Origin of the sequence: Modestobacter muralis (assembly GCF_010682105.1) — a bacterium.
GTDB lineage: Bacteria > Actinomycetota > Actinomycetes > Mycobacteriales > Geodermatophilaceae > Modestobacter > Modestobacter muralis.
The window spans coordinates 21,763-37,089 of the sequence record NZ_JAAGWH010000040.1 but is presented as its reverse complement, the minus strand read 5'-3'; the positions used below and the strand labels follow the sequence as shown (position 1 = coordinate 37,089).

The following is a 15,327-nucleotide window of genomic DNA, read 5'->3' as shown; positions in this document are numbered from 1 at the left end:
CGGTCGTCGCCCCGGCCCGGGCGGTCAGCCGACCGGCAGGCCGGTGTAGTTCTCGGCCAGCTCGCGGGCGGCGGCCTCGGAGCCGCAGACCCGGCGCAGCTGGGACAGCTGCAGCTCGGCGTCGAAGTCGTCGCCGGCGCGGTGCAGCATCGAGGTCATCCACCAGGAGAAGTGGGTGCAGCGCCAGACCCGGGCCAGCGCCCGGTCGGAGTAGGTGTCGACCAGGTCGGTGCGCCCCCCGGCCAGCAGCCGGGTCAGGGCGGTGGCCAGCAGGGTGACGTCGGCGACGGCGAGGTTGAGGCCCTTGGCCCCGGTCGGCGGCACGATGTGCGCGGCGTCGCCGGCCAGGAAGAGGCGGCCCCGGCGCATCGGCGCGGAGACGAACGAGCGCATCGGCAGGACCGACTTCTCCGTGACCGGGCCGGTCTCCAGCTCCCAGCCGTCCAGCGCCGACCGGGTGGCGAGTGCGGTCCAGATCCGGTCGTCGGACCAGTCCTCGATCCGCTCGCCGGGGTCGACCTGCAGGTACAGCCGGGACACCGACGGCGAGCGCATCGACAGCAGGGCGAACCCGTCGGGGTGCCAGGCGTAGACCAGCTCGTCGGTGGAGGGGGCGACGTCGGCCAGCACGCCGAGCCAGGCGTAGGGGTAGGTGCGCTCCCACAGCCGCCCGCCGGTGCCCGCGGTGACGACCGGGCGGGAGACGCCGTGGAAGCCGTCGGTACCGGCGATCGCGTCGCACTCCAGCACCTGCGGGACGCCGTCGGCGTCGGTGAACCGGATCCGCGGGGAGTCGCCGTCGACGTCCTCGGGGACCACGTCGCTGACGCCGAACAGCAGCGGCGGGCCGTCGTGGAGCTGGGCACTGATGAGGTCCTTGGTGACCTCGGTCTGCCCGTAGGCCCACACCCGGCGGCCACACAGCGACGGGAAGTCCAGGTGGTGCCGCACGCCGGGGTACTGCAGGTACACACCATCGTGCGGCAGACCCTCCCGCTGCAGGCGCTCCCCGACGCCGGCGTCGACGAGGGTCTGCACGGTGTGCTCCTCGAGGATGCCGGCGCGGATGCGGGCCTCGACGTAGTCCCGGGACCGGTTCTCCAGGACCACCGTGTCGATGCCCTGCAGCTGCAGGAGCCGGGACAGCAGGAGGCCTGCCGGGCCGGCGCCGATGATCCCCACCTGGGTGCGCATCCTCGGAGTGTGCGTCGCGGTCCCGGCGCCACCCAGCCCGTCCTCCCGCTGGACGGAAGCGTTCAGCGGAACTGCTCGGAGCCGCCCACCGCCCGGCCGATGCCCCGGGCGGCCACCTGCAGCACCGGCGCGAGCCGGCCGAGGTCCCGGCGGTGCGCGGCCACGACGATGCCGAGCGCGGCCACCACCACGGGCCCGGACGCGCGCTCGACGGTGACCGGGACGGCGACCGAGGCCGCCCCCAGCGACATCTCCTCACTCGTCCGCGCCCACCCCTCGCGGCGGACCTCGGCGAGGTCCCGGGCGATCCGCCGGGGGTCCACGACGGTGTGCCGGGTCTCCCGGGTGGGTGCCCGCAGCACCTGGTCCACGACGTCGTCGGGTGCCGAGGCCAGCAGCACCTTGCCGACGGCGGTGGCGTGCAGCGGCAGTCGGCTGCCCACCTGGCTGACGATCGGCACCGACTCCCGCCCGGAGATGCGCTCCACGTACAGCGCCTTGGTGCCCTCTCGGACCGCCAGGTGCACGGTGTCGCGGGTGGCGGTGTGCACGTCCAGCAGGAACGGCGCGGCCACCTGGCGCAGCTCGAGCTGGACCGGCGCCAGCAGGCCGAGGTCCCAGAGCTTGCGGCCGATCTCGTAGCGGCCGTCGTCCCGGCGGGCGAGCGCGCCCCAGGCGACCAGCTCGGCCAGCAGCCGGTGGGCGGTGGTCAGCGGGGTGCCCGACCGCGCCGCGACCTCCGACAGGGTCAGCCGGTGGTGGCCGGCGTCGAAGGCGTCCAGCACGCCGAGGGCGCGCGAGGTCACCGATCGTCCCGCCGCGGCGGCCCCACCGGACACGTGGTCACTTCCTCCCAGTGAAAGTCGGTGCTTGGGCACCGTACTGCCAGGCCCTACGGTGCCGAGTATGACCGGCACCACATCGCGCGACCCCCGACCGCCGCAGGAGAGCGCGCTGGTCCTCCCGCGGTACGGCCGCGAACCGGAGGGCAGCCGCACCCCGGTGGCCTTCCCGGGCTACCGCAGCACCGGGCTGCGCGCCCCGCTGCGCACCCCCGTCGACCTGCCCCACCGGCTCACCGAGGTCACCGGCCCGGTGCTGGGCGAGGACCGGGTCACCGCGGCCGACGCCGACCTCACCCTGCGGATGGGCGGGGAGGCGCAGGGCCAGCGGATCATCGTCTACGGGCGGGTGCTGGACAGCGACGGCCGCCCGGTGCCGCACGCGCTGGTCGAGGTGTGGCAGGCCAACGCCGCCGGCCGCTACCGGCACGTGGTGGACAACTGGCCCGCGCCGCTGGACCCGCACTTCGACGGGCTGGGCCGGGTGGTCACCGACGCCCTGGGCCGCTACGAGTTCACGACGATCAAGCCCGGCGCCTACCCCTGGGGCAACCACCACAACGCCTGGCGGCCGGCGCACATCCACTTCAGCCTGTTCGGGACGGCGTTCACCCAGCGGCTGGTCACCCAGATGTACTTCCCCGACGACTCGCTGTTCGGCCAGGACCCGATCTTCAACGCGATCCCGCCGACCGCCCGGCACCGGGCGATCAGCCGGTTCGACCTGGAGCGCACCCAGGACAACTGGGCGCTGGCCTACCAGTGGGACATCGTCCTGCGGGGCACCGACCAGACCCCGTTCGAGACCGACGACGACGGAGATGTCGCATGAGCAGCCCGCACCTGTCCCCCCTCGTCCGCGGGGCGCGAGAGGACAACGACCGGGTCCCGGGCATCCTCCGGCGGGGCAGCGGGTTCCTCGACGAGCCGCTCCGGCTGGGCACCACCCCCAGTGCGACCGTGGGGCCCTACCTGGCGATCGGGCTGACCTGGCCCGACGGGCCGAACGCGGTCGCCGAGGGCACTCCCGGGGCGATCTGGCTGCGCGGCCGGGTGTTCGACGGCAACGGCGACCTGGTGCCCGACGCGATGGTCGAGACCTGGCAGGCCGACCCCGACGGGCGCTTCGCCCACCCCGACGACCCGCGCGGCGCGGTGACGGTGCCCGGCTTCCGCGGCTTCGCCCGCTCGGACACCGTCGACGGCGGCGCCTACGCCGTCCGCACCCTCAAGCCCGGCCCGGTGCCCGACGGCGCGGGCGGGTGGCAGGCGCCGCACGTCGACGTCTCGGTGTTCGCCCGTGGGCTGCTGGACCGGGTGGTCACCCGCATCTACTTCGCCGACGAGGCCGAGGCCAACGCCACGGACCCGGTGCTGGCCGCCCTGCCCGACGACGACGCCCGGCGGACGCTGATCGCCCGGCCGAGCGAGGACGGCTACGTCCTGGACGTGCACCTGCAGGACTGCACGGCCAAGGGCATGGTCGAGACCGTCTTCTTCGCGGTGTGAGCAGCGCACGGGGCAGGATGCCCGCGTGAACCTCCTGGATGCGACCTTCGCCCGCGGTCCGGTGTCCGCCGGCCCGGGTGACCCCTGGCTGGTCGCGCTGCTGGAGGTGGAGGGCGCGCTCGCCCGCGCCGCCGCCCGCGTGGGCCTCGTCGCCGCGACCGCGGCCGAGGAGGTCAGCCGGGTTTGCGCCGACCCCACCCGGCTCGACCTCGCCACCGTGCACGCCCACGCCGGGGACGCCGGCAACCCGGTGCCCCCGCTGGTGCGGGCGCTGCGGGACGCCGTCGGCCCCTACGCGGCCGGCGCGGTGCACGTCGGCGCCACCAGCCAGGACGTCGTCGACACCGCTGCCGTGCTGCTGGCCCGACGCGGTCTCCAGCTGATCAGCACCGACCTCGGCACCGCCGCCGACGCGTGCGCCCGGCTGGCCGCCGACCACCGGGACGACGTGCTGATGGGGCGCACGCTGCTGCAGCAGGCGCTGCCGATCACCGCCGGGTTCAAGGCCGCGACCTGGCTCGCCGGCCTGGACGGCGCCCGGACGCGGATCGCCCCGGTGGTCGCCGGGCTGCCGGTCCAGTACGGCGGCGCGGTGGGCACGCTGGCCGCCAGCTCCGGCTCCGGCGTCGACCTGCGCCGGGAGCTGGCCGTCGAGCTGGGCCTGACCACGACCCCGGTGCCGTGGTCGACGGTGCGGCTGCCGATCGCCGACGTCGCCGGGGTGCTCGGTGCCGTCGCCGGGGTGGTCGCGACCATCGCCGTCGACGTCGTCCTGCTGGCCCAGACCGAGGTCGCCGAGGCGAGCGAGGTGTCGGAATCCCGCGGCGGGTCGTCGGCGATGCCGCACAAGAGCAACCCGGTGGCCGCCATCTCCGCGCGTGCCTGTGCCCGCCGCGCGCCCGGGCTGGTCGCCACGCTGTACGCGGCGATGGAGCAGGAGCACGAGCGGGGCGCGGGCACCTGGCACGCGGAGTGGCCCACGCTGACCGACCTGCTGGGCACGGTGGGGTCGGCGGCGTCCTGGCTGACCGAGTGCCTGTCCTCGCTGCGGCTGGACACCGACCGGATGGCCGCGACGGTCACCTCGGCCGGCGACCCGCAGCTGGCCGGGGCGCTGGCCGAGGCGCTCACGCCGGCGCTGGGCGCCGGCGCCGCGCACGACGCCGCGGCCGCCGCGGTGCGGGAGGCGGCCACGACCGCTCGTCCGCTCACCGACCTCGTGCTGGCGCGCACCGACGTCGACGGCGCGGCCCTGGTCGCCGACGGCACCCCCGACGTCGGCGAGGCCGGCGCCCAGACCGACGCGGCCCTCGCCGCCCACGTGCTCGCCGACCAGGGAGGAGCGCTGTGACCGCCGTCGAGGTGCACGCCGTCGTCGAGGGCCCGGCCGACGCCCCGGTGCTGCTGCTGTCGAACTCGCTCGGCTCGGACCTGTCGATGTGGGACCCGCAGGTGCCGGCGCTCACCGAGCGGTTCCGGGTGGTCCGGTACGACACCCGCGGGCACGGCCGCTCGCCGTCGTCCCGGGGCGACGTCACGATGGACGACCTCGCCGACGACGTCGTTGCGCTGCTGGACCGGCTCGGCGTGGCGCAGGCGCACGTCGCGGGGGTGTCGATCGGCGGGATGACCGGCCTGCGGCTGGCGGTGCGCGAGCCGCAGCGGGTGCTGACCCTGGCGGTGCTGTGCAGCTCGGCGCACACCGGCAACGCGGCCTCCTGGGAGGACCGGGCGCGCACCGTCCGCGCCGAGGGCACGGCCGCGATCGCCGAGCCGGTGGTCTCCCGCTGGCTCACCCCGCCGTACGCCGCCGACCACCCCGACCTGGTGGCCCGGCTGCAGGCGATGGTCACCGCTGCGGACGACGAGGGCTACGCCGGCTGCTGCGCGGCGATCGCGCAGATGGACCAGCGCCCGGACCTGCACCGCATCGGCGCCCCGACGCTCGTCGTGTCCGGCGCCGAGGACCAGGCCGTGCCCCCGGAACACCAGCGGCTGATCGCCGACGGCGTCCCGGACGCGCGGTTGCTCACCCTCAGCCCGGCCGCCCACCTGGCCAACCTCGAGCAGCCCGCCGCGGTCGCCGAGGCCCTGATCGCCCACGCCACCGGAGGCACCCCGTGACCGAGCCACTGGAGACCGACGAGCAGCGCCGCGAGGCCGGCATGCGGGTGCGGCGGGAGGTGCTCGGCGACGCCCACGTCGACCGGGCCGTCGCCGCGGTCACCCCGCTCACCGCCGACTTCCAGGACTTCATCACCCGGGTGGCCTGGGGCGACCTGTGGCAGCGGCCCGGGCTCGACCGGCGCGAGCGCAGCCTGCTCACCCTGGCCATCACCGCCTCGCTGCGGCACTGGGACGAGTTCGCCCTACACGTGAAGGCCGCGGTCAACAACGGGTTGACCGACGAGGAGATCGCCGAGGTGTGCCTGCACACTGCCGTCTACGCCGGCGTGCCCGCGGCCAACCACGCCCTGGCGGTGGCCCGGCCGATCCTGGCCGAGCTGCGCGCCGCGGGCTGACCCACCGCACGACCCCGGACGAGGAACCACAGGAGGAGCTGACATGGCACTGCTCGAGGACGGCGCATGGCGCGGCAAGGTCTGGACCGGCGCGTGGACCGACGGCGGCGGTGGCACCTACACCGCGGTCGAGCCGTCCACCGGTGAGTCGCTGGGCGAGGTCGGCCTGGCCACGCCCGCCGACGTCGCGGCAGCCGGGGCCCGGGCGGCAGCGGCCCAGCGCGGGTGGGCGGCGCTGCCGTTCGAGCAGCGGGCGGCGGTGCTGCGCAAGGCCGGTGACCTGCTCACCGCGCACGCCGAGGAGATCAAGGGCTGGCTGGCGCGCGAGTCCGGCGCGATCCTGCCCTTCGGCGACTTCCAGGTGCACACGTCCGCGCAGGAGTGCTACGAGGCCTCGGCGCTGCCCAGCCACCCCTACGGCGAGCTGCTGCGCACCGGGTCCCCCCGGCTGTCCTTCGCCCGCCGGGTGCCGGCCGGCGTCGTCGGCGTCATCGCCCCGTTCAACGTGCCGACCATCCTCGCCATCCGGGCGATCGCCCCGGCCCTGGCGCTGGGCAACGCCGTCGTGCTCAAGCCCGACCCGCGGACGGCGGTCTGCGGCGGTGCGGTGTTCGCGCAGGTGTTCGCCGAGGCCGGCGTGCCCGAGGGGGTCTTCCAGGTGCTGCCCGGCGGCGCCGACGTCGGCGAGGCCCTCGTCGTCGACCCGGCGGTGCGGGTCATCGCCTTCACCGGCTCGACCCGGGCCGGCCGGGCGGTCGGCGCCCTGGCCGGGCAGCACCTCAAGCGTGCGCACCTGGAGCTCGGCGGCAACTCCGCGCTGATCGTGATGCCCGACGTCGACGTGACGGCGGCCGCCTCGGTCGGCGCGTGGGGCACCTTCGCCCACTCCGGGCAGATCTGCATGGCGACGTCCCGGCACCTGGTGCACGCCTCGATCGCCGAGGAGTACACCCAGGTGCTGACCGACAAGGTCAAGGACCTCCCGGTGGGCGACCCGTTCCGTGACCACGTGGCCCTGGGCCCGGTCATCGACGCCGGGCAGCGGGACCGGGTGCACGGGCTGGTCACCGCCAGCATCGCCGCCGGCGCCACCGTGCGCACCGGCGGCACGTACGAGGGGCTGTTCTACCGGCCGACCGTGCTCGGCGACGTCCCGGTGGAGGCACCGGCCTACCAGCAGGAGATCTTCGGGCCGGTCGCCCCGGTGACGCCGTTCTCCTCCGTCGACGAGGTGGTCGGGCTCGCCGCCGGCACCGAGTACGGGCTGTCGCTGGGCATCCTCACCCGCGACGTCTACGCCGGGCTGCAACTGGCCGAGCGGATCCCGGCCGGGCTGGTGCACATCAACGACCAGACGGTCAACGACGAGGCGGTCGCGCCGTTCGGCGGGGTCGGCGCCTCGGGCACCGGCTCCCGGCACGGCGGCCCGCAGGCCAACATCGAGGCGTTCACCGAGACCCAGTGGGTGACGCTGCGCGGGGACCTGCCGACCTACCCGTTCTGACCGACGGCACGACGGCCCCGACCCCCTCGCGGGGGCCGGGGCCGTCGTGGTGTCAGGACCTCGAGGGGGCCGGGGCCTCCGTGGTGCCGGGACGGCCCGGGTCGACGGCTGCCGCCGGGCGGGCCGACGTCCGGAGCTAGCCGGCCACCGGCCGGCGGGCACGGACGGCGACGGCGACGGCGAGCGCCACGACGCCGACCGCGACCAGCGCCGAGCCCAGACCGCCGATCACGTCCGTCAGCGCCAGCACCACCAGCGGGCAGATGAACTGCCCGAGGAACACCGCCGCGGTCCACCAGCCGGTGCCACGACCGCGCTGCTCGAAGGTGAGCGACCCGACCGCCCAGCTGAGCAGCGCGGGCAGCAGCAGCCCGTTGCCGAGGCCCGTGACCAAGGCGGCCACGACGACGACCGGGACGGTGGGCGCCAGCCCGAGCCCGACCAGCCCCAGGCCGGAGACCGCGAAGGCGAGGGGGATGTTCACCGCCGGGCCGCGGGCGGCGAGCCGGCTGGAGGCCAGGGCGCCGACCGCCGTGCCGAGCGACCCGACCGCGCTGATCGCACCGATCGCACCGGTGGACGTCACGCCCAGCTCGTCGAGCCTGAACGACAGCTCCACGATCAGCACGTAGAAGACCAGCCCGCCGAGGAGTGAGACCCCGACCGGCGCGGCCAGCCGGTGCCAGGGCAGCCGCGGCAGGGCGGTGCCGGTCGACCGCCGCTGGGCCGGCTGCCAGATGGTGCGGGCCGCGACGACCGCCAGCGGCAGGCTGACCAGGTAGAGCCAGAACGGGGTCCGCCAGCTGTGCGCGCCCAGCGCCCCGCCGATGCCGAAGAACAGGGTGGCGGCCACGGTGGTGGCCACCACCTGGCGGCCGAACCAGCGTGCACGCTCGGCACCGGAGAAGTAGTCGGCGAGCAGCGTGGTGCAGCAGGTCATGATCACGGCCTCGGTGAGCCCGACGAGGACCCGGCTGGCGACGATCAGCGGGAGGGAGGGCAGCCACAGCGGCGCGGTCCCGACGAGGGCGTACACCACCAGCGCCGTCACCAGCAGCCGCTTGCGGCCAATCCGGTCGACGACCCGGCCGACGAACGGGGCGGTGAGCCCGATGACCAGGGCGGGTGCCGTGAGCACGACGGGGGTGAGCACCTGCACGCCGGCCGTGCCGGCGAAGGCGTCCTCGATCGCCGGCAGCACCGGGGCGAGCAGGACGGCACCGAGCACACCGAGGCAGCTGGCGAGCACCAGCACGAGCGCCTGGGTGCGGCCGGCCGGGCGGCCGGTGGCGGGGTCCAGGGCGACCTCACCGGCGAGCGGTGGGGCGACCGGCGAGGGGCTCACGACTTCTGACACGGGCGTCTCCGTTGACGGGACGCCGGCCTCCGTGACCGGCATCACTGGTCGAGGAGTGTCAGGACGCCAGGTGCGGAGCGGAAATCACTTCTCCTGGGGCGCCCCATCGACGACGTGGATGCCCGTCGCCGCAGGGGTGACCAGGGCGTTCCCCTGCACGCAGCCGAGCACGGCCAGCCCTCGCAGCAGCCGGGCCAGCCGGCCGCTCCGGCGGCCCGCCAGCTGCCCGGTCAGCGGGCAGACGGCGAACTCCGCGCGCATCGGTCCGACGATGTCCTCGAACGTCGCAGTGGCCTCGGACACGGGCACCTCCGGTACAACGGTGCAGGTCGACGGTGACCTGCGACACACGCGCAGTGTGCAAGACGGGGCACGGCCGACGGAAGCCCGGGTCGGTGATGCCGGCCATCAGCCCGCTGGATGGGGTGACCCCACCGCCTGCGCCGCCGCCCGGCCGACCACGTCCCGGAACCAGCGGTGCTCGGGGTCGTCGTCCAGGGCCGGGTGCCACCACATCGCCTCGACCAGCGGCCCCACCTCGAACGGGCAGGGCAGTGGCCGGATCCCGCTGCTCAGCGGCAGCAGGTCGACCAGCCGCCGCTGGAGCAGCGCGATCCGGTCGCTGCCGGCCACGAGGCCGGGCACGGTGATGAAGTGCTCGGTGATCACCTGGACCCGCGGCTCGATGCCGAGCATGCGCATCTGCAGCGCAGCCGGGGTCGAGGCGGCCGGCCCGTGGTAGGTGAGCACCCACGGCATCGTCCGGAGGTGCTCGGTCGTCAGCCCCACGTCGGCGACCGGGTTGTCCGCCGACACCACGCAGACCCACTCGTCCCGGTACAGGTCGATGTGGGAGAGGTCGGTGACGAAGCCGTGCGGCAGCATCATCACGTCCCCGCCCAGCAGGACCTGCTCGGCGCGCTCGACCATCGCCGGGGAGTGCGGGGTCAGCCGCAGCCGAGTGTGCGGCGCCTCCTCGGCCAGCAGCCCGGCGAGGGTGTCGCCGAGGACCACCACCACGTAGTCGCTGACCAGCGCGGTGAACTCCCGGGTGGAGGACGCCGGGTCGAAGTCGGGCTGGGCGTCGAAGACCCGTTCCGCGCCGGACAACGCGATCCGCACCAGCTCGCGCAGCTGCAGCGCCAGCGGCGTCAGCCGGTACTCGTTGCCCACGCGGGTGAGCAGCTCGTCCCCGAAGTGCCGCCGCAGCCGGCTCAGCGACGCCGACAGCGCCGGTTGGCTCAGCCCCATCTGGGCCGCGGCCCGGGTGACGCTGCGCTGCTGGAGCAGTGCGTCCAGCGACACCAGCAGGTTCAGGTCGAGCCGGGCCAGGTTCATGTCCGGAGTATCCACACAGCTGATGCCCTGCATCAGGACTCTCGTCTTCCCTGATCAGATCGAGGCACCGAGTGTGGTCCACGTCGCTTCGAGGAGGAACCCGACGTGTCCCAGACCGTGCCGCACACCGCCGTGCCGCCGACAGCCGTGCCCCCGACCGCCGTGCTCGACCGCACCGACCCCGAGGGCGCGGTCGCGGCCGCCGTGGCGCGCTGCTCGAACTGGGGTCGGTGGGGTGCCGACGACGTGCTCGGCACGCTGAACTTCCTCACCCCGGACAAGCGGGTGGAGGGTGCCGGGCTGGTCCGCCGCGGGGTGAGCTTCTCCCTGTCCCAGGCCTTCGACACCGACGGCCCGCAGAAGGGCTGGCGGCGGCGCACCAACCCCGTGCACACGATGACCGACACCGGCACCGACGCCGAGCGCGGCAACCAGGGCTTCCCCCACGGCATCGGTGGCGCCGACGACGTCATCGCCATGCCGCTGCAGTGTTCGACCCAGTGGGACGGCCTGGGCCACATCTTCGACCACGGCAACGCCTGGAACGGCCGCCGCGCCGGCGACGTCGTCACCAGCGAAGGCGACCTGGTCACCGGCATCCAGACCGCCGCCGCCCACCTCACCGGCCGCGGCGTCCTCCTCGACGTCGGCCGCGCCATCGGGGCCGACGGCGAGCTGCCCGACGGCTTCGCCATCACCGCCGAGCACCTGCAGGCCACCATCGACGCCCAGGGCCCCTCCGCCCGCGTCGGCCGAGGCGATCTGTTGTGCGTGCGCACCGGCCGGCTCACCCGCGCCCGCCGCGACATCGCCGAAGGACGCGGGTGGGGCGACTACGCCGGCGGACCCGCCCCCGGCCTGTCCTTCACCACCGCCGACTGGCTCCACGACACCGAGATCGCCGGCATCGCCACCGACACCTGGGGCTTCGAAGTACGGCCCAACGAGTTCGACGTCGCCTTCCAACCCCTCCACCAGGTCGCCATCCCCAACATCGGGCTCTACCTCGGCGAGATGTGGGACCTCGACGCCCTCGCCACCGACTGCGCCACCGACGGCCAGTGGGACTTCTTCCTCACCGCCGCACCCCTGCCCATCACCGGCGCCGTCGGCTCCCCGGTCAACCCCATCGCCGTGAAGTAGGAGCGCACCGATGCCCGCAGTGGACAACGTGCTGGTCGTCGGCAGCGGCCTGGCCGGCACGGCCACCGCCGTCCACCTCGCCCTCCGCGGGGTGGCGGTCGACCTGATCGAGATCAAGCCGGCCATCGGGGCCCTCGGCTCCGGCATCACCCTGCAGGGCAACGCGCTCCGCGAGCTGCGCACCCTGGGCGTCTGGGACCAGGTGCGGGCGGCCGGCTACCCCTTCGACGTCACCGGGATCCGGGCACCCGACCCGTTCGGCAGCATCGTGGCCGAGGTCCCGGACGCCAAGACCGGCGGCCCGGACCTCCCCGCGGCACTCGGCATGCCCCGCCCGGAACTGGCCCGGATCCTCGTCGACCGGGCCGTCGACGTCGGGGTACGGGTGCGCTTCGGCACCACCTTCACCGAGCTCACCCAGGACGACACCGGCGTCGCGGTGACCCTGTCCGACGGGTCGACCGGGCGCTACGACCTGGTCGTGGCCGCCGACGGCCTCCGCTCGTACACGCGGCGGGCGATCGGCGTCCAGCTGGAGACCCGGTCGATGGGCATGGGGATCTGGCGGGCCTTCGGCCCGCGGCCGGCCAGCGTGACCCGCACCGATCTGTTCTACGGCGGCCCCTCCTTCATCGCCGGCTACTGCCCCACCGGTGAGGACTCGCTCTACGCCTACATCGTCGAGCCGGCCGTCGACCGCAGCGGCATGTCCCCCGACGAGCAGCTGGCCACGATGAAGGAGCTGTCGCTGGCATACCACGGCCCCTGGGACGAGGTCCGCGAGTCGCTGACCGACGCCTCCCAGGTCAACTACACCTGGTTCGAGACCCACCTGCTGGAGGAGCCGTGGAACCGCGGCCGGGTGGTGCTCATCGGCGACGCCGCACACACCTGCCCGCCGACCATCGCGCAGGGCGGGGCCATGGCGCTGGAGGACGCGGCTGTGCTGGGTGAGCTGCTCACGGAGCGCACCACCTTCGACCAGGAGCTGTGGGACGAGTTCCACCACCGGCGCGTCGACCGCGCCCGCACCGTCGTCGAGGCCTCCAACACCCTCGCCCAGTGGCAGCTCGACCACGTCCGGGGCGACGTCCCCGCGCTCATGCGCTCCATCGCCGCGCTCACCAGCCAGCCCGCCTGAACCGGCCGAAGGACCCTCCTGCCCCCCAGCGCTCGCACGCTCGCGCCGGGCCCCTGCAGGAGGGCCGTCCTGATCGGAACGAGAGAGAGACCCTGATGACCGAGACCCAGCCACGCCAGCGCCTGATCACCCACCTGCGGCACATCGACCTGGCCGTGCCCGACTTCGACACGCAGCTCGGCTTCTACTCCGGCACCTGGGGCCTGAAGACCGAGCACACCGACTCGGGCCTGGCCTACCTGGCTGCCGAGGGGTCGCCGGAGCAGTACATCGTGCGGCTGCGGCAGGCTCCCGACAAGCGGATCGACCTCATCTCCTTCGGTGCCGCGAACCGGGCGGACGTCGACACCCTCGCCGCGCGGATCGCCGGCGCCGGCGTCCCGCTGATCGGCGAGCCCGACGTCCTGCAGACCCCCGGCGGGGGCTACGGCTTCCGGTTCTTCGACAACGAGGGTCGCACCGTCGAGATCAGCTCCGACGTCGAGGCGCGGCGGCACCGCACGATCGAGGAGGGCGAGTCGATCCCGGTGCGGCTCTCCCACGTCGTCCTCAACTCCCGCGACCCCGAGGGGACGGTCGCCTTCTACGAGCAGCACCTGGCGTTCGCGCTGTCGGACACCCTGATGCACCCGCGCATGGGCAACATGATGTGGTTCATGCGGACCAACGCCTGGCACCACAGCCTGGCCGTCGCCCGCGGACCGCACGCCTCGCTGCACCACGCCTCCTTCGAGCTGCGCGGCATCGACGAGTACATGCGCGGCACCGGGCGGCTGCTGCGGGCCGGCGTGGAGAAGATCTGGGGCCCGGGCCGGCACATGGCCGGCAACAACACCTTCAGCTACTTCCTCGACCCGCACGGCAACACCGTCGAGTACACGACCGAGCTCGAGGTGCTGGACGAGGACACCTGGCACCCGCACCTCTACGACTTCAGCAACCCCGAGGTCAGCGATCAGTGGGGCACCGCCAACGCGATGAACGAGTTCGTCGCGCAGCGCTCGTTCAACGACCCGGACAAGGGCCTGTTCGTGGCCCCGCCCGTCTGATGCGCTTCGCCACCTACGAGCTGCACGGCAGCGCCTCGGCGGGGGTGGTCGACGGCGACGCCGTCCACCCGCTCCCCGCGGGCACGACCGTGCTCGAGCTGGTCCGCGCCGGGCTGCCGGCGGCCCTGGAGGCCGGTGCCGCGGCGCTGGCCGGACCGTCGGTCCCGCTGGCCGACGTCCGGCTGCTGCCGCCGCTGGAGGCGCCGACCGTGCGGGACTTCGTCGCCTTCGAAGAGCACGTCGAGGGCGTCCGCAAGGCGATCGACGGCGTCGCCGACGTCCCGCCGGAGTGGTACCAGGCGCCGACGTTCTACTTCACCAACCCCTACGCGCTCATCGGCGCGCACGACGACGTCGCCGTCCCACCCGGCTCCCAGCGCTTCGACTTCGAACTCGAGGTCGCCGTCGTCGTCGGCCGCGACGGCGCCTCGCTGACCCCCGAGCAGGCCCGCGACCACGTCTTCGGCTACACCGTCCTCAACGACTGGTCGGCCCGTGACCTGCAGGCCCGGGAGATGAAGGTCAACCTCGGCCCGGCCAAGGGCAAGGACTCCGCCACCACCCTGGGCCCCTGGCTGGTCACCGCCAACGAACTCGAGCCCCACCGCGACGCCGACGGGTTCCTCGCCCTGGACCTGCGGGTCTCGGTCAACGGCACCCAGGTCGGGCAGGACCTGCTCTCGAACATGGGCTGGCCGTTCGAGGAGCTCATCGCCTACGCCTCCCGCGGCACCGAGGTGCGCGCCGGCGACGTCCTGGGCTCGGGCACCTGCGGCAACGGCGGCTGTCTCGCCGAGCTGTGGGGCACCCGCGGCGAGGCCGCTCCCCCGCCCCTGCAGCCCGGCGACGTCGTCGAGATGACCGTCGAGGGCATCGGCACCCTCCGCAACCAGGTGGTCGCCGGGGTCGACCTGCCGCCCGTGGCCCCGGCCCGAGCCCGGCCCCGGACCCGCACGCGTCCCGCATGAGGATGTCGGGGAAGGTCGTCGTCGTCACCGGCGCAGGCCAGGGGCAGGGTGCCGCGGAGGCGCGGCTGCTCGCGGCCGAGGGTGCGACGGTGATCGGCCTCGACCTCACCGCCGCGCCGGCGGAGGCGCTCCCCGGGGTCGAGTACCGCCGGCTCGACGTCACCGACGCCGCGGGCTGGACGGGGCTCGCCGCCGACCTGGCCGCGCGGCACGGCCGGGTCGACGGGCTGGTCGCCAACGCCGGCATCACCTGGCGGGCCCGGCTGCTCGACCTCGACGCCGCGGACCTGGCCCGGGTGACCGACGTCAACGTCACCGGCACGCTGCTGGGGATCCAGGCACTCACGCCGTTGATGTCCACCGGCGGGTCGATCGTCGTGGTCGGGTCCGTGGCCGCCCTGACCGGCCACTTCCCGGCCGCCTACACGGCCTCGAAGTGGGCGTTGCGCGGACTGGCCAAGGTGGCCTGCCTGGAACTGGGCGCCCGCGGCATCCGGGTCAACACCGTGCACCCCGGCCACATCGAGACCCCGATGACCGCCACGGCCGCACCCGCCTTCCGCGACGCGAACATCGCCGAGACCCCGCTCGGGCGCACCGGCACCGTCGACGAGGTCGCCCCGCTGGTCGTCTTCCTGCTCAGCGACGACGCCTCGTTCATCTCCGGCGCCGAGATCCCCGTCGACGGCGGCATGACCGCCCACGGGGGCGTCAAGTCCATCAGCGACGCCGTCCGCGCGTCCTGAGCTCACGAGAGGAA

General features: G+C 74.4%; 16 protein-coding genes. 11 read left to right on the top strand and 5 right to left on the bottom strand.

Annotated features, from left to right (window positions below; all coding sequences use genetic code 11):
• Positions 1–24: 24 nt before the first annotated feature.
• Positions 25–1,194: a 4-hydroxybenzoate 3-monooxygenase gene (locus tag GCU67_RS14275; protein WP_163611885.1), complete on the bottom strand. Its 1,170-nt coding sequence runs from the start codon at positions 1,192–1,194 to the stop codon at positions 25–27.
• Positions 1,195–1,256: 62 nt separating this feature from the next.
• Positions 1,257–2,000 carry an IclR family transcriptional regulator gene (locus GCU67_RS14270; protein ID WP_338105021.1) on the bottom strand — a complete coding sequence of 248 codons (744 nt, stop codon included), beginning with the start codon at positions 1,998–2,000 and terminating at the stop codon, positions 1,257–1,259.
• Between the two features lie 100 nt (positions 2,001–2,100).
• On the opposite strand from GCU67_RS14270, the gene pcaH reads away from it, so the two are divergent.
• From pcaH to GCU67_RS14240, 6 genes are read left to right on the top strand one after another with little or no spacing between them, the layout of a single operon-like run.
• The gene (gene pcaH / locus GCU67_RS14265) at positions 2,101–2,868 is read left to right on the top strand and encodes a protocatechuate 3,4-dioxygenase subunit beta (protein WP_163611883.1); all 768 of its coding nucleotides are present in this window, start codon (positions 2,101–2,103) and stop codon (positions 2,866–2,868) included.
• Positions 2,865–3,545 carry a protocatechuate 3,4-dioxygenase subunit alpha gene (pcaG, locus tag GCU67_RS14260; protein ID WP_163611882.1) on the top strand — a complete coding sequence of 227 codons (681 nt, stop codon included), beginning with the start codon at positions 2,865–2,867 and terminating at the stop codon, positions 3,543–3,545. Before pcaH ends, pcaG begins: the two co-directional genes overlap by 4 nt.
• Positions 3,546–3,570: 25 nt before the next feature.
• Positions 3,571–4,896: a lyase family protein gene (locus GCU67_RS14255; protein WP_163611881.1), complete on the top strand. Its 1,326-nt coding sequence runs from the start codon at positions 3,571–3,573 to the stop codon at positions 4,894–4,896.
• On the top strand, positions 4,893–5,669 hold the full coding sequence (pcaD, locus tag GCU67_RS14250) for a 3-oxoadipate enol-lactonase (protein ID WP_163611880.1): 777 nt from the start codon (positions 4,893–4,895) through the stop codon (positions 5,667–5,669). The genes GCU67_RS14255 and pcaD overlap by 4 nt, the downstream gene beginning before the upstream one ends.
• Positions 5,666–6,067 carry a 4-carboxymuconolactone decarboxylase gene (pcaC, locus tag GCU67_RS14245; protein WP_163611879.1) on the top strand — a complete coding sequence of 134 codons (402 nt, stop codon included), beginning with the start codon at positions 5,666–5,668 and terminating at the stop codon, positions 6,065–6,067. The genes pcaD and pcaC overlap by 4 nt, the downstream gene beginning before the upstream one ends.
• A gap of 43 nt (positions 6,068–6,110) precedes the next feature.
• A complete protein-coding gene (locus GCU67_RS14240; protein ID WP_163611878.1) occupies positions 6,111–7,571 on the top strand; it encodes a benzaldehyde dehydrogenase in 1,461 nt (486 codons plus the stop codon).
• A 136-nt stretch (positions 7,572–7,707) separates the two neighbouring features.
• Here the strand turns inward: GCU67_RS14240 and GCU67_RS14235 are convergent, their stop codons facing one another.
• From GCU67_RS14235 to GCU67_RS14225, 3 genes are all read right to left on the bottom strand, one after another.
• Positions 7,708–8,928: an MFS transporter gene (locus tag GCU67_RS14235; RefSeq protein WP_338105020.1), complete on the bottom strand. Its 1,221-nt coding sequence runs from the start codon at positions 8,926–8,928 to the stop codon at positions 7,708–7,710.
• 84 nt (positions 8,929–9,012) lie between these two features.
• Positions 9,013–9,231 (bottom strand): hypothetical protein, encoded by a 219-nt coding sequence (locus GCU67_RS14230; protein ID WP_163611876.1) that lies wholly within the window; start codon positions 9,229–9,231, stop codon positions 9,013–9,015.
• 105 nt (positions 9,232–9,336) lie between these two features.
• Positions 9,337–10,266, bottom strand: a complete 930-nt coding sequence (locus GCU67_RS14225) for a LysR family transcriptional regulator (RefSeq protein WP_163611875.1) — start codon at positions 10,264–10,266, stop codon at positions 9,337–9,339.
• Between the two features lie 105 nt (positions 10,267–10,371).
• On the opposite strand from GCU67_RS14225, the gene GCU67_RS14220 reads away from it, so the two are divergent.
• The 5 genes from GCU67_RS14220 (at position 10,372) to GCU67_RS14200 (ending at position 15,313) form a co-directional block, all read left to right on the top strand.
• Complete coding sequence (locus GCU67_RS14220) at positions 10,372–11,409, top strand: cyclase family protein (protein WP_338105018.1); 1,038 nt, start codon at positions 10,372–10,374, stop codon at positions 11,407–11,409.
• A 10-nt stretch (positions 11,410–11,419) separates the two neighbouring features.
• Complete coding sequence (locus GCU67_RS14215; protein WP_163611874.1) at positions 11,420–12,550, top strand: FAD-dependent oxidoreductase; 1,131 nt, start codon at positions 11,420–11,422, stop codon at positions 12,548–12,550.
• A gap of 95 nt (positions 12,551–12,645) precedes the next feature.
• A complete protein-coding gene (locus GCU67_RS14210) occupies positions 12,646–13,599 on the top strand; it encodes a VOC family protein (protein WP_163611873.1) in 954 nt (317 codons plus the stop codon).
• On the top strand, positions 13,599–14,567 hold the full coding sequence (locus GCU67_RS14205) for a fumarylacetoacetate hydrolase family protein (protein WP_163611872.1): 969 nt from the start codon (positions 13,599–13,601) through the stop codon (positions 14,565–14,567). Before GCU67_RS14210 ends, GCU67_RS14205 begins: the two co-directional genes overlap by 1 nt.
• Complete coding sequence (locus tag GCU67_RS14200) at positions 14,564–15,313, top strand: SDR family NAD(P)-dependent oxidoreductase (protein ID WP_211661400.1); 750 nt, start codon at positions 14,564–14,566, stop codon at positions 15,311–15,313. The genes GCU67_RS14205 and GCU67_RS14200 overlap by 4 nt, the downstream gene beginning before the upstream one ends.
• Positions 15,314–15,327 lie beyond the last annotated feature (14 nt).